Here is a 14,517-nt window from a genome sequence, read left to right on the forward strand (position 1 = left end):
CCTCCTCAGATCGACTTCTTGTGGTCGAAGCCCTTGGTGCAATCGATGGTCGCGAAGATCACGGCCGCCAGGACCACCATCAGCGCGATGCCCTGCAGCGGCAGGTTGTAGTTGCCGGTGGCGGCGACGACGTAGCCGAACGCCACCGAGCATACGAAGCCGCCGAGATTGCCGGCGGTGTTCATCACGCCCGAGGCGGTGCCGCCGAAGCGACCGCCGATCGCCATGCACATCGCCCAGGCGGCGGGGAGCATCAGGTCCATCACCATGAAGGCGGCGCCGGCAAGTGCCACGATCGCGAACTTGCTGGTCGCCAGGCTCATTGCGACGAGCAAAGCAGCGGTGACCACCAGGCAGGTCGAGGCGATCAGGCGATAGGCGTTGCGGATGCCGATCCGCGCCGCGAGGCGATCGCACAGCACGCCGCCGACGAGGTTGCCGACCACGCCGAGCAGGAACGGAATCGAGCCGTACAGGCCCATCTCGTCGACGGTGAAGCCGGCGCCCTTGACCATCCAGGTCGGGAACCAGCCGAAGAAGAACCAGCTGCCGAAGGCGTAGAACAGATAGGCGATCGAGATCAGCCACAGCTGGGGCAGGGCGAACAGCTGCTTCCACGGCGTGCCGCTATGGCCGGCATGCTCGTCACTGCCGATCTCGGCGACTTCCTCAGGCGTAATGCCGGGCTGTTCGGCGGGCTTGTCGTGGAACCATTTCCACCAGGCCAGCGCCCAGATCGCGCCGATTACGCCGAGCAGGACGAACACCGCCTGCCAGCCGAGATGCTTGTTGGCGGGAACCAGTAGTAGCGGGGCGAGGGCACCGCCGAAGCGGCTGGCGGCCCAGATCACGCCCTGGCCGCGCGCACGCTCGCGCGCCGGCAGCCAGCGATAGAGCACGCCGGTCATGTTGGGATAGGCGCCGGCCGCGCCGAGGCCGAACAGGAAGCGCGCGGCGGCGAGCTGCCAGAAGTTGCGGCACACCGCGGTGATCGCTGTGAAGAACGACCACCAGACCGTGATCCGGGTCAGCTCCTTGCGATAGCCATGCTTGTCGCCCATCGCGCCCGAGGGGATCTCGAACACCGCATAGGCGATGACATAGGCGCTCAGCACCCAGCCCCATTCGGCAGGGGTGATGCCGAGGTCCTTCTGGATCGACGGGCCGGTGACCGCGATCGCCAGCCGGTCGATAAAGGTGATGATCGATAGGGTGGCGAGGAAGCCGAGGACCAGCCGCCGCTTCTTCACTTCCCCGAGCCTTGGCCGAGGCCCGCCAGCACGGCGCGGGCATGCTCCATGCCGAGTTCGGGGCTGGCGTACACGGGTGCCGAAACCGCACCCTCGGGCAGGCTGGCGACGACGCGCGCCATCGATGCCTGGGCGAGGACGATCGCGTCGACGCCCTTCATGCCTTCGGTCAGTCCTTCGCTCACGATCCGGTCATGCGTGGCGCCGTCGCCGGCCATCACGGCCTGGAACGCGCCTTCGCAGAGATGCTCGACGATCTCGATCTGCTTGCCCTGCTCGGCGGCGACGCGGCGGACAAGGTCGGCGGTCGGCTGGAGGGTGGTGGGAAGCGTGGCGACCACGCCGATGCGGGTGCCGCTGGCGACGGCCTTCTCGGCCATGGCGCGATCGACGCGCAGCACGGGCTGGTCGTAGAGCTCGGCCGCCATCTCGACGGCCTTGCCGATCGACGAGCAGGTGACCATCGCGACATCGCAGCCGGCATCGAATGCCGAGCCGACCAGCCGGACCACCTGGCGCATCGTCGACTTCTGGAGATGGCCGGCGGCGATCGTGTTCTTGATCGTGCTCTCGTCGACGAAGTGGAGCAGCTTGACGTCGGCGGGCATTACCCGTGCCGCGATCTCGGTGAAGATCGGCACCAGCGTTGCCGAATTATGGATCAGGCCGAGGGTAGGCATCGTCACTCTCCGGATTTCATGAATGCATGGGTGCCAGCGCCGACTTCCGTACGGCTGTCGACCGGCGTGTCGCCGAGGCGCCAGCCGCTTCCGGGCAGGTCGATTTCGGCGATGGTGTTGGCGGGGATGGTGAGCGTGAAGCGGGTGAGGCCGCTTGCATCGCCATCGGTTTCGGCGGCGATAAGGCCGACCACGGACTCGTAGCGCGCCGAGACCCGGCCGATCGCCGGATACCAGAGCGGCCGCGCGGCGATCCGGCGGAAGCCGGGCGCGGCGGGCGCGATGCCCGCCAGTCGCCGGTAGAAGAAGCCGACGATCGCGCCGAAGGCATAGTGGTTGTAGCTGTTCATCGACAGGTCGCCGGTGTCGCCGTTCCAGCGTTCCCACATCGTCGTAGCGCCTTGGGCAGGCATATAGCCCCAGCTCGGATAGCCGGTCTGGAGCAGCAGCCCCGTGACTTCGTCATGCCGGCCGGCATCGGCGAGCACGTCAAGGATATAGGGCGTGCCGAGGAAGCCGGTGGAGAGCTTCATGCCGCGTGCGCGGATGTCCTTGGCCAGCACTTCGGCAGCGGCGGCGCGGCTATCCTCGGGCACCAGACCCATGAACAGCGCGAGCACCTGGCTCGCCTGGCTGCCATTGCCGACGGTGCCGTCAGCGGCGACGAACTCGGCGGCGAAGGCGGCGGCGATCTTCGCGTGCAGCGCGCGCCATTCGCCGGCGTCGCGGCCGGTGGCCTCGGCCATCTCGGCCATCAGCTCGGCGCACCAGGCCCAATAGGCAGTGGCGCACAGCACGCGCGGAGTGGTCTCGTCATCGGGCTTGATCGCATCGACCGAGAGCCAGTCGCCGAGATCGAGCCCGCGATCGTTGCGCCAGATATGGTCGGGGTTGGTGCGTGCGACAAAGGCCATCCAGCCTGCCATCGCGTCCCAATTCTCGTCGATCACGGCGGTGTCGCCGTAACGCCGCCAGAGCTGCCAGGGCAGGATGATCCCGGCCTCGCTCCAGCCCGCGGTCACGACGTCAGGGAAGGAGAGCGGCTGCGGCACCACGATCGGATAGGCACCGTCGGGCCGCTGCGCCGCGCGCGCTTCGAGCAGGAAGCGGCGGATGAAGGGATCGACCTCCATGTTGAACGCGGCGGCGTCCGCGAAGACCTGGATGTCGCCCATCCAGCCCATGCGCTCGTCGCGCTGCGGGCAATCGGTGGGCACCGCGAAGAAGTTCGAGCGCTGGCTCCACAATGCGTTGTCGAAGATGGTCTGGAGCAGCGGCGCGTCGTGGAAGGTCACGCCGCCGGTCTCGCGGCAGGCGCTGTGGACGACCACGCCCTCGATGTCGTCGAGGGTCGGCACGCCGGGATAGCCGGCGATCTCGACATAGCGGAAGCCGTGATAGGTGAAGCTCGGCTCGAAGACTTCCTCGCCGGTGCCAGCTAGGGTGAAGCTGTCGGTCGCTTTTGCCAGGCGGAGATTGGCGAGATCGGCGGTGCCGTCGGGGTTGAGCAGTTCGGCGAACTTGGCGGTGATCGTCGTACCCGCCGGGCCGGTCGCACGGATGCGGACCCAGCCGGGGAAGTTCTGGCCGAAGTCGAACACGTAGCGGCCGGGCAGCGGCTCGCTGACACTGCGTGCCTTCAGGCTGCCGGTGCGTTCGAGCAGGGGCGAGGTCAGGGCGATCAGGCGGGTGTCGGGCTCCGCGCCGCGCTTGGCTTGCGTCCATGCCGAGGCGTCGAAGCCGGGCAGGTCCCAGCCAGGCTGCTCGTCGCGGGCATCGCGGGTCTCGCCGTCATAGATTTCGGACTTGGAGATCGCCGAGGGGGCGAGGCGCCAGTCGGGGCCGGTCTCGATCCATCGGCTGGTGCCGTCGGCGTAATCGAGGCGCAGCTGGGCGCGGAAGCGGCGTGGGGCGGGGCCGAAGCCATAGCGCTCGATCCGCCAACCGAACGGGCTGGCATAGAAGCCGTCGCCGACCGTCGCGCCGAACGCGTTGGCGCCGGGGCGGATCAGGTCGGTGACGTCGTACGCCTGGTAGAGGACATGGTCGGCCGTGACGCTGATCTCAGGGGCGAGGATCGCGCCGGAGACGGGCTGGCCGTTGATCCGTGCGTCATAGGCGCCGAGCGCGGTGGCATAGAGCCGTGCCGCGACGACCGGCTGGTCGGCGGTGAACTCCGTGCGCAGCAGCATCGCCGGTTCGCTGGGACGCGGATCGTTGTGGACGTTGGCGCCGCTGGGGACGGGCGCGGTCCAGTCGCTCGCGTCGAAGCCGGGCGCCGTCCAGCCCTCCGGCGGGGAGGGCATCAGGCGGAAGGCGCTGCTGACGATCCGATCGACGCTGCCATCGGCGCGGTACAGCCGGATCAGCGCGGCGAAGGCGCCGCCATCCACGGGGAAGAAGCCGGTGGTGTCGGCTTCGACCAGCGCGCAGACGCTGTTGCGGCCTGGCTTCACTTCGCCGGCATAGGGGGCGAGCGTGCCCCAGAAGGGGAGATAGGTGTCCCAGTCGAAATGCCAGTCGAGCGGCGACTTCTCGCCATTGACCCAGACGCCGCGGAGGTGGTCCTTGCCGGCGACCAGCACCTCGGCGCGGACGAGATCGGCGGGGGCGTCGAAATCGAGGCGGAAGGCGTGGGGTCGGTCGTCGAGCGCGGTTTCGCTCCACACCCAGGTGACCCCGGCGGCGCGTTCGGCTGCGGCGAATGCGTCTTCGGCTTCGATCCAGTCGGCGCGCCAGTCGGTGGGCGCGAGCAGACCGGTCTCGAACCAGGACGGGTCAGAATGGGCGACGCGCCCGGCATCGTCATGGGCCTCGACCGACCACCAGATGCGCTGCATCGAAGCGAGAGGCGGGCCTGCATAGGCGATGTCGAAGCTGGCATCGCTGGCCACCGCGCCGCTGTCCCAGAGCAGACCGGCGCCGGCGAGTGAGTCTGCGCTGGCGGCGGCGCGGATGCGGTACTGTGCCTGCACCGTGCCCGGCGTGTCGCTTTCGATCCGCCAGGAAAGGCGAGGCCGCTCGGCCTCGGTGCCGAGAAGCTCGACAGTGTTCTCGGTACGCAGATCGACGACGTGCAGGGTCATAGGGTCAGGCCAAGACGATAGATGCGGTTGGCATTGCCGGCGAACAGCGCGAGGCGCTCGTCCGCCGAGAAATCGAAGGTGATCGCGTCATAGGCGCCGAGATGCCGGTCGAAGCTGCCGAACAGCTTGTCGGTGGGGAAGTTGCTGGCGAACATCGCCCGGTCGGTGCCGAACAGCTCGATCGTCTCGAGCACATAGGGGCGGGCCCGGTCGAGGTCCCAGGGGCGCCAGGTGAAGCCCATGCCCGAGATCTTGACCGCGACATTGGGCAGCGCGGCGAGCGCTGCCATGCCGTTGCGCCAGACCGCCCAGCCATGCGCGTCGCCGGGGATCGCCATGCCGGTGTGATTGACGATGACCTGGATGTCCGGGTGCCTGGCGATCAGCCCGGCGAGATGCGCGAGCTGGCCGGGATAGGCCTGGAGATCGAAGCTCAGGCCGTATTTCGCGAGCAGGCCGAAGCCGCGCATCCATGCGTCCGAAGTGGTGATGTCGGCCGGCGAATAGCTGCGCTGCGGATCGGCATGCCAGTTCACGATGTGGCGGATGCCGCGCACATTGGGGTGCGCGACATGGGCGCCGAGCAGGCCCTCCAGCGTCGGGCTTTCGAGCGCCGCGAAGGCGACGATACCGTTGGGCATGCCGCTCCGGTCGGCCATGGCCTGGAGCCACTCGGTTTCGCGGAGCGCGTCGTCGGGATGCGCGCCCGCATCGATATGGACGATCCCGCGCACGTCCCAATCGCCCGCATCGACCAGATAGTCGTCGAGCCCATAATCGCTGGCGATGGGCTCGACGCTGCCATTGGGCCCGTCCTCGCTGAACGGCGGCATCAGCCACGGATAGCGGATGTGCGACAGGTTCCAGAGATGGACGTGCGGATCGATGAAGGGCGGGCGCTGGGGCATCAGAAGGTGGTTCGGCCGCCCGAGGTGTCGAAGGTCGAGGCGGTGGTGAAGCTGCACTCCTCCGAGGCCATGAAGCAGACCATGGCGGCCGATTCCTCGACTTCGCCGAGGCGGCCCATCGGGATCTTCGAGCGCATGTAATCGACCTGGCTCTGGGGGAGCTGGGCGAGGATCGGGCTCTCGAAGGTGGCGGGGGTGAGCGCATTGGCGATCACGCCCTTGCCGGCCAGTTCCTTGCCGAGCGACTTGGTGAAGCCGATCACACCGGCCTTGGACGCCGAATAGGCGCTGGCGTTCGGATTGCCTTCCTTGCCGGCGACCGAGGCGATGTTGACGATGCGGCCATAGCCGTTCTCGAGCATCAGCGGCACGATCGCGCGGTTGCAGTAGAACAGGCCGTTCAGGTTGATGTCCATCACCCGCAGCCAGCTGTCGAGCGGGAATTCATGGACCGGCACGGTCGCGCCGGTGATCCCGGCCGAGCAGACCAGCACGTCGATCTTGCCGAGGATTTCGGCACTGGCTTTCGCAGCGGCTTCGACCGCGGCGGCATCGGACACGTCGAGCGCCTGCACGCCGGCAGCGCCGACTTCCGCCTGGGCGGCGGCGAGGGCGTCTGCGTTGAGATCCCAGAGGACGACCTTGCCGCCCTCCGCGACGATCCGCGTCGCCACGGCCTTGCCGAGGCCCGAGGCGCCGCCGGTGACGACGGCGCAGCGGCCGGCATAGCGTCCCGCGAACACGCTCACTTGGCGGCCTGCCATGCGACGAACTCCTGGCGCTGCTCGCCGAGCTTCTCGATGCCGAGCTCGACCACGTCGCCGGCCTTCAGATACCAGGGCTCGGGCTTCTGGCCGAGGCCGACGCCCGGCGGGGTGCCGGTGGTGATGACGTCGCCGGGGAGCAGCGTCATGAACTGCGAGCAATAGGCGACGATCTGCGCGACGGTGAAGATCATCGTCTTGCTGTTGCCGTTCTGCATCTTCCTGCCGTTGACCGACAGCCACATGCCGAGATCCTGCGGATCGCCGACTTCGTCCTTGGTCACCATCCACGGGCCGATCGGGCCGAAGGTCGGGAAGCCCTTGCCCTTGTCCCAGGTCAGGCCGCGCTCGACCTGCCAGTGGCGCTCGGACACGTCGTTGATGACGCAATAGCCGGCGACATAGTCGAGGGCTTCCTCCTCGGTGACGTAGGAAGCGGCGGTGCCGATGACGACGCCGAGCTCGACTTCCCAATCGGTCTTCTTCGAGTCCTTCGGGATGGTGACGGGATCGTTCGGGCCCTGGATGCAGCTCACCCACTTCTGGAAGACCACGGGCTCCTCGGGCACCGGCAGGTTCGATTCCGCGGCGTGATCGGCGAAGTTGGTGCCGATCGCGATGAACTGGCGGGTGCCGCCGACGCACGCGCCGTAGCGGACATCGCCCTCGACCAAGGGCAGGCTGGCGGGATCGATCGCGGCGAGGCGGGCGAGGGCATCCTTGCCGAGCGCGTCGGGGCCGATATCGGCGACATGCGCGGAGAGATCACGGATGCGGCCATCGCTGTCGATCAGGCCGGGCTTCTCGGCGCCCGGGGCGCCATAACGGCAAAGCTTCATGAGGTACTATCCTTAGCGGGAATAGGGGCGGTGAAGGGCGATATCGCGGTTGAGCTCGACGCCGAAACCCGGCTTGTCGAGTTCGCTCGCGCGGATCCTGCCGTTTACGGGCACCGGCTCGCCGAGCAGCTGCGGCGCGAACATCGGCACCACCTCGGTCGGCCCCGGATGCATCATCAGGAACTCGGCGAAGGGCGAATTGTGGCGGGTGATGACGAAGTGATAGCTGTACACCGACGAGCCGTGCGGGACCATCATCACGCCCTTTGAATCGGCATAGTTGGCGATCTTGATCAGCTCGGTCACGCCGCCGCACCAGCCCACGTCCGGCTGGATGATGTCGCAGCATTCCATGTCCATCAGCATGCGGAAGCCCCAGCGGGTCGCCTCATGCTCGCCGGTGGTGACGAGCAGGCCCTTGGGAGCATTCTTCTTGAGCTGGGCATAGCCCCAGTAATCATCGGGGCTCAGCGCCTCCTCGATCCACTTCAGCCCGCACTCGTTCCAGGCGCGATGCGCGAGGCGGGTGGCATAGTCGAGGTCGAGCGACATCCAGCAATCATACATCAGCCAGAAATCGTCGCCGCACTTGGCGCGCATGTCGGCGAGCAGGGCGATGTTCTTCTCCAGCCCCTCAAAGCCTTCGGCCGGGCCGTGGTGGAGCGGAAGCTTGCCGCCGATGAAGCCGAGTTCCTTGGCGATGTCCGGCCGCGCGCCGGTCGCGTAGAATTGCAGCTCGTCGCGGACCGCGCCGCCGAGCATGTGATAGACCGGCTCGCCGCGCAGCTTGCCGAGCAGGTCCCAAAGCGCGAGATCGACGCCCGAGATCGCGTTGATCACCAGGCCCTTGCGGCCATAATATTGGGTCGAGAAATACATCTGGTCCCAGATCTTCTCGAACTCGTACGGGCTGCGCCCTTCGAGGAAGCGGGCGAGATGCTTCTCGACGATATAGGCGGCGGGCTCGCCGCCGGTGGTGACCGCGAAGCCGACCGTGCCGTCCTCGGCCTCCAGCTCGACCACCAAAGTGCCGAGCACGTTGATGCCGAAGCTCTGCCGCGAGGCGCGATATTCGGGATAGCGCGCCATCGGCGTGGCGATGTGATCGTCGATCCAATGGCCTTCGCCCTGGTCGTGATAATCGGCGCCGCCACCGCCGCGCACGACGAAGGCGCGGACATGTTTGATCTTCGGCAGGCTCATGCGCATTCCCTTATTGACCGGCGCGCGGCGTGCGCGCGTCGTCGAGCACCAGCACCCAGTCATTGCCCGGCGCGGTTTCCCCCGGCGGATCGAAGCGGTGCTGGCCTGTGTTGTTGAAAGTCCCGATTTCCACCGACTGGCCGTCGCGCGGCGAATACCAGTGCGCGCTGACCTGCTTGCCCGTGGTCGTGCCGAGCCGCAGCGTGAACGGGCGACCGGTATATGTATAGACAAATACATAGCCCTTGCCGCGGCTCGCCAGCACACGGTCATAGCGGGTGCCATTGTCGGTGATCAGCGACGGATCGGGCACGCGCTCGAGCATCGGGCGCGATTCGATCAGGCGACGCAGATACTGCATCTGGTTGGCGCCGGGCGCCTCGATCGCCTGCTGCCACGGCGTGACCGGCTCGAAATTGGCCGTGTCCGCACCGGGCGTGAAGAACTGCATGACGTGGTTTTCGCCATAGGTGTGGCCGAACGCGCCGGCCATCACCGCCCACCAGGCATAGCGGCGCGCGTCAGGGGCCAGCCAGCGCGGCTGGTTCGCCTCGTGCAGGCCGTGGGGGATGCCCTCATAGCTCGGCTCGCCGTCGATCACCGGCTTGGTGGGCAGGCGGATCCAGTCGGTGGCGACATAGCGCCAATTGTCCTCACCAATCGCGCTCGCGCCTTCCTGCGCATAGGAGCGATGGCCTGACTGGAACATGTTGAAATCGAGCCAGGGCGCGTCGTGATATTGCCAGGAGGAGTCGGTGCGGCCGATCGGGTGGAAGGTCATCAGATGGCCGGGATCGTAGCGCTTGATCGTCGATCCCAGCGCGTCCCACACTGCGGTGCGCATCTCTGAACGGGTGTCGCCCCCGTTGAGCCAGATGATGTTGGGCTGGTTCCTGTAGCGCTCGGCGAGGAAGCGGCCATAGGCGGGTGCGTTTTGCAGGTTCAGCTTGCCGCCGTCTGCGATCGAGCCCCAGCAGGGCACCATCGCGAGATAGATGCCGAGTTCCTCGGCGCGCTTCGCGACCCAGTCGAGATGGTCCCAATAGTCATATTCGCCGGCCCTGGCCGGATCATTGCCCGGCGTCGTGCGCGGGCGGCCGGGATCGCCATCGACCAGCGCGGGGCCAGTAGCCGGGTTGGTCATCTTCTCGGTGTGGAGCACCATGATCTGGACGACGTTGAAGCCCTGGCGCTTGCGGGTGAGGAGGTACTGTTCTGCCTCGGCGCGGCTGGTGCGGCTGAGCAGCAGCCAGCCGGTGTCGCCCATCCAGAAGAAGGGCTTGCCGCCGGCGAGCAGATAATGGCCGTTCGGCGCGACCGAGAGGGGGGGGGTCTGCGCGGCGGCCGGCGTGGCGACTGCCGCAGCGGCCGCAAGCGCGGCCAGCAGAAACGAGCCGGCGTGCATCAGACTTCCCTCTCCCGAAGCGCGGGAATCGTGGCCCCCGCTGTCTGACGTTCATTGTATAATAGTATTATTTAAGTCAACCGCCGTCGCGCACTTCTGCCGTTAATTGCGGTGGATACGGGCCGACGCCGGCGCGCGGCGTACGCAGTCGAGCGCATCACGCGGAGCATGATGCGCTGTCCGGCGATCCCTCCGGCCCCAAACGGGGCGGCGGGCTTATTGGAGGTTCACGAACATGCCGCCGTCGACCAGCAGCGCGGCGCCGGTGACATAGGCTGCCATGTCCGAAGCAAGGAAGACGATCGGCCCGGCGAGATCCTCGGGCATGCCGAGGCGGCCGAGCGGGGTGCGCTCTTCCATGTAATGGCGCTTCGCTTCGTCGGCGAGATCGTCCTTGTTGATCTCGGTGAGGATGGTGCCAGGCAGCACGCTGTTGCAGCGGATGCCGTGCTTGCCGAGTGCGATCGCAGCCGACTGCATCAGCGAATGCACACCGGCCTTGGTGGGCGTGTAGTGCGTCTGGAACTCGCCGCCGACCAGCGCCGAGATCGAGGAGACCGCGACGATTGCGCCGCCATGCCCTTGCTTGACCATCTGGTTGGCCGCAGCCTGCACCATGTAATAGGCGCCGTGGAGATTGACCCGGAAGGTGCGGTCGACCGTCTCGACCGGCATGTCGAGGAAGGCGTGGAACGGACAGATGCCCGCGTTGGAGACCATCACGTCGACCTTGCCGAATGCCTCGACCGCCTTGGCCACGAAATCGGTCGCGGTCTCGGGCAGTGCGACGTCGCCCTTCACCGCAATGCCCCGGCGGCCCAGCGCCTCGATCTCGGCGAGACAGGACTGGGCCTTCTCGTCGCTCGCCACATAGTTGATCGCGACATCGGCGCCGTGCTGCGCGGCGCCGATCGCGGCTGCGCGGCCGATGCCGGTGGAGCCGCCGGTGACCAGCACGGTCTTTCCTTCAAGAAGCTTCATCTTACATCCTCTGCCAGGATCGAGCGATCGATCGCTTCGATCCGATTGACCCCGGTCAGCGTCATCGCGACCGTCATTTCCTTGGCGATCAGCTCGAGCAGCTTCGTCACGCCTGCTTCGCCCTGCGCGGCGAGGGCATAGACCCAAGCCCGGCCGAGCAGCACCGAGTGCGCGCCGAGCGCGAGCATCCGCACCACATCGAGCCCGTTGCGCACGCCGCCATCCGCCAGGATGGTCAGTCTATCGCGGACGGCATCGGCGATCGCGGGCAGCGCCCGGGCGCTCGACAGCACGCCGTCGAGCTGACGGCCGCCATGGTTCGAGACGACGATGCCGTCGGCGCCGATCGCGGCGGCCTCACGCGCGTCCTCGGGATCGAGGATGCCCTTGATGATCAGCGGGCCATCCCAGGCGGCGCGGATCCATTCGAGATCGCGCCACTGGATCGACGGATCGAAATTGGCGCCGAGCCAGCCCATATAGTCGTTGAGGCCGCTGTCCTTGCCGAGCACCGGAAGAAGGTTGCCCAGCGTGTGCGGGCGGCCGCGCAGGCCGACATCCCAGGACCAGTGCGGCTTGCCCATTGCCTGGAGCACGCGGCGCAGGGGCGCATTGGGGCCGGACATGCCCGAATGCGCGTCGCGGTAGCGTGCGCCGGGCACCGGCATGTCGACGGTGAATACCAGCGCCTTCGCTCCGGCCGCCTTCGCGCGGGCGATGAGGTCCTTCATGAAGGCGCGGTCGCGGATCACATAGAGCTGGAACCAGAAGGGATCGGCCTTTTGCGCGACGTCCTCGATCGGGCAGATCGACACGGTGGACAGGCACATCGGCACGCCGGCTGCGCGGGCGGCGCTTGCTGCCTGGAGCTCGCCGCGCCGGGCGTACATGCCACTGATCCCGACCGGACCGAGCCCCACCGGCAGCGCGATCTCGCGGCCGAACAGGGTGGTGGAAAGGTCGATCGTGGCGACATCCTTCAGCACGCGCTGGCGCAGGGCGATGCCCGACAGGTCGCTCACGTTGCGGCGGAGCGTCTCCTCTGCATAGGCTCCGCCATCGGCATAGTCGAACAGGAAGCGCGGCAGGCGGCGGCGGGCGGCCTCGCGGAAATCAGTGGCTGAAGCGATGATCATGGAAATGCCTTATGGCGTTCGGCGCGGCCGCGGGAAACGGATTGTGCAATCATCGTCGCCACATTTTTCCTGGCGATGAGGGCTGCTCCGAAGGGGGCGCGCCGGCGCTTTCCCGACCGGCGCGAGTCGCGTGCTTTCATCATCTCGATCCTAAAATTCGCCCCTCTGGCAGCGTCTTGGGGGTGCTGCGCCGGTCTAACGGCCCGGTTTCGATATTGTCAATTTCTTCGCTAAATGACGGAAAACAAAAAAGTCGTAAGCCGGATACCCGGGATATTGAAGATATTATAGTACTAATCGTTGCAATTGCCCCTTTCCCCGGCTAACGAGCGGAAAGGAGAGATAGATGCATAAGCTGGAAAGGCCGGAGGTGGCGGGCGACCGCTCCACGCGCTTGGAAATTCGTGCAAACCACGTGCGTGAGCGCGCCAATTGGATGCGCCGGCGTCTCTTGAAGATGATCTTCGTTGCCGGCCAGGGGCACCCGGGCGGCGACCTCTCAGCCGCTGACATCGTGGCATCGCTCTATTTCGATATCCTTCGGATCGATCCGAAATCGCCCGATGCGCCGGAGCGCGATCGCTTCATCCTCAGCAAGGGCCATTGCACCGGCGCGCTTTATAGCGCGCTGGCGGGGGCGGGTTTCTTTCCCGAGGCCGAGCTCGACACCTATCTTCAGCCGGGCTCGCGGCTGAACGGCCACCCGAATCGCAACTATCTGCCTGGCGTCGAGACCAACACCGGACCACTCGGGCACGGTTTCCCGGTGGGCGTGGGCGTCGCGGTGGCCGGGCAGATCGACGGTGCGGACTACCGCGTGTTCGTGCTCACCGGCGACGGCGAGCTGCAGGAAGGCAGCATGTGGGAAGCGGCGATGTTCGCCGGCCATCGCGGCCTCGGCAACCTCACCGTGATCGTGGACCGCAACCGGCTGCAGCAGGGCGCCCGCACCGAGGACACCAATTCGCTCGAACCGCTGGCCGACAAGTGGCGCGCGTTCGGCTGGGACGTGGTCGAAGTCGATGGCCATGACCATGAAGCGCTGCTCGCGGCGTTCGATGAAGCTGCCGAGCCGCGCGACAAGCCGCGCGTGCTGATCGCGAACACCTTCAAGGGGCAGGGCGTCAGCTACATGCGCGACCAGGCAGGCTGGCACCACGGCGTGCCGGACGCCGAGCAATATGCCCAGGCGATCGCCGAGCTGGAAGCGGAGCTGCGCGCGTGAAGGACGTGGTCGCACCCGACATGTTCGATTGCCGCGACGCCTATGTCGGTGCGCTCGAGGAACTGGCCGCGGCGGATGCGCGCATCGTCGCCGTGGTCAATGATTCGGTGGGCTCGTCCAAGCTCGGCAAGTTTCGCGATCGCTTTCCGGCGCGGCTGATCAATGTCGGCATCGCCGAGCAGAACATGGTCGGCGTCGGCGCCGGTCTCGCCAATGGCGGCAAGATCCCCTTCGTCAGCGGGGCGGCCTGCTTCCTGACCGCCCGCGCGATGGAGCAGATCAAGGTCGATTGCGCCTATAGCCAGGCCAATGTGAAGCTGTGCGGCATCTCGAGCGGCGTCGCCTATGGCGAGCTCGGCGCGACGCATCACAGCATCGAGGACGTCGCCTGGCTGCGCGCGATCGACAAGCTGACCGTGATCGTCCCGTCGGATCCCTGGGAAACCGCGGAGGCGATCAAGGCGGCAGCGGCGCACGCCGGGCCAGTGTTCGTCCGGATCAGCCGGATGCCGGTGCCGGCGCTCGCGCGCGGCGAGGATGCGGCCTTCACGATCGGCAAGGCAGAGCTGCTGCGCGACGGCGGCGACGTTGCGATCCTCGCCAATGGCACACTGGTGCACCGCGCGCTGGCCGCTGCCGCGCTGCTGGCCGGCGAGGGAATCGAGGCGCGCGTGGTCAACATGACGACGGTGTCGCCGCTCGACGGCGATGCGGTGCTTGCCGCGGCTGGAACCGGCGCGATCGTGACGGCCGAGGAAGGGCTGGCGACCGGCGGGCTTGGCGGCGCGGTTGCCGAGCATTGCGCGCGCCACCGCCCGGTACCGATGCGGATGCTGGGCTTCCCCGGCTTCCTGCCGACCGGGTCGGCGAGCTGGCTGATGGAGCATTTCGGACTCACCGCGGAAGGCATCGCCGATGCCGCCCGCGAACTGGTGGCGGGGAAAGGCTGATGGCAGCGCCGTCGGCATCGACCGGTCGCAACATGGCGGAGCGCTCCGCGCTGCCGCCGGGGGGAACGTGACGGGGCGGCGGTGGGGCCG

Annotated in this window: 12 protein-coding genes; 2 read left to right on the forward strand and 10 right to left on the reverse strand. The window is 67.2% G+C overall.

Going from position 1 to position 14,517, the window contains the following annotated elements:
• Nucleotides 1–5: 5 nt before the first annotated feature.
• The 10 genes from AC1RJ5_RS21410 to lldD form a co-directional block, all read right to left on the reverse strand.
• Nucleotides 6–1,250: an MFS transporter gene (locus AC1RJ5_RS21410; protein WP_342249856.1), complete on the reverse strand. Its 1,245-nt coding sequence runs from the start codon at nt 1,248–1,250 to the stop codon at nt 6–8.
• Nucleotides 1,247–1,930: an aspartate/glutamate racemase family protein gene (locus AC1RJ5_RS21415; protein ID WP_493115834.1), complete on the reverse strand. Its 684-nt coding sequence runs from the start codon at nt 1,928–1,930 to the stop codon at nt 1,247–1,249. Before AC1RJ5_RS21415 ends, AC1RJ5_RS21410 begins: the two co-directional genes overlap by 4 nt.
• Nucleotides 1,931–1,932: 2 nt before the next feature.
• On the reverse strand, nt 1,933–5,016 hold the full coding sequence (locus AC1RJ5_RS21420; protein ID WP_493115603.1) for a family 78 glycoside hydrolase catalytic domain: 3,084 nt from the start codon (nt 5,014–5,016) through the stop codon (nt 1,933–1,935).
• Nucleotides 5,013–5,924 carry an amidohydrolase family protein gene (locus AC1RJ5_RS21425; protein ID WP_493115605.1) on the reverse strand — a complete coding sequence of 304 codons (912 nt, stop codon included), beginning with the start codon at nt 5,922–5,924 and terminating at the stop codon, nt 5,013–5,015. Before AC1RJ5_RS21425 ends, AC1RJ5_RS21420 begins: the two co-directional genes overlap by 4 nt.
• The gene (locus AC1RJ5_RS21430; protein ID WP_269575962.1) at nt 5,924–6,673 is read right to left on the reverse strand and encodes an SDR family NAD(P)-dependent oxidoreductase; all 750 of its coding nucleotides are present in this window, start codon (nt 6,671–6,673) and stop codon (nt 5,924–5,926) included. Before AC1RJ5_RS21430 ends, AC1RJ5_RS21425 begins: the two co-directional genes overlap by 1 nt.
• Nucleotides 6,670–7,527, reverse strand: a complete 858-nt coding sequence (locus AC1RJ5_RS21435; RefSeq protein ID WP_493115607.1) for a fumarylacetoacetate hydrolase family protein — start codon at nt 7,525–7,527, stop codon at nt 6,670–6,672. The genes AC1RJ5_RS21430 and AC1RJ5_RS21435 overlap by 4 nt, the downstream gene beginning before the upstream one ends.
• A gap of 12 nt (nt 7,528–7,539) precedes the next feature.
• The gene (gene rhmD, locus AC1RJ5_RS21440) at nt 7,540–8,730 is read right to left on the reverse strand and encodes an L-rhamnonate dehydratase (protein WP_493115609.1); all 1,191 of its coding nucleotides are present in this window, start codon (nt 8,728–8,730) and stop codon (nt 7,540–7,542) included.
• 10 nt (nt 8,731–8,740) lie between these two features.
• Nucleotides 8,741–10,135: a glycoside hydrolase family 140 protein gene (locus AC1RJ5_RS21445; protein WP_493115611.1), complete on the reverse strand. Its 1,395-nt coding sequence runs from the start codon at nt 10,133–10,135 to the stop codon at nt 8,741–8,743.
• A 216-nt stretch (nt 10,136–10,351) separates the two neighbouring features.
• Complete coding sequence (gene lra1 / locus AC1RJ5_RS21450) at nt 10,352–11,116, reverse strand: L-rhamnose 1-dehydrogenase Lra1 (protein ID WP_342249861.1); 765 nt, start codon at nt 11,114–11,116, stop codon at nt 10,352–10,354.
• The gene (gene lldD, locus AC1RJ5_RS21455; protein ID WP_269575957.1) at nt 11,113–12,252 is read right to left on the reverse strand and encodes an FMN-dependent L-lactate dehydrogenase LldD; all 1,140 of its coding nucleotides are present in this window, start codon (nt 12,250–12,252) and stop codon (nt 11,113–11,115) included. The genes lra1 and lldD overlap by 4 nt, the downstream gene beginning before the upstream one ends.
• Nucleotides 12,253–12,688: 436 nt before the next feature.
• Between lldD and AC1RJ5_RS21460 the strand changes: the two genes are divergently transcribed.
• Entirely contained in the window at nt 12,689–13,477 is a 789-nt protein-coding gene (locus AC1RJ5_RS21460) for a transketolase (protein WP_342249862.1), read from the forward strand.
• Complete coding sequence (locus AC1RJ5_RS21465; protein WP_493115614.1) at nt 13,474–14,427, forward strand: transketolase family protein; 954 nt, start codon at nt 13,474–13,476, stop codon at nt 14,425–14,427. The genes AC1RJ5_RS21460 and AC1RJ5_RS21465 overlap by 4 nt, the downstream gene beginning before the upstream one ends.
• Nucleotides 14,428–14,517: the final 90 nt, after the last annotated feature.

This window comes from Sphingomonas sp. GW822-FHT03G08, from assembly GCF_058801135.1.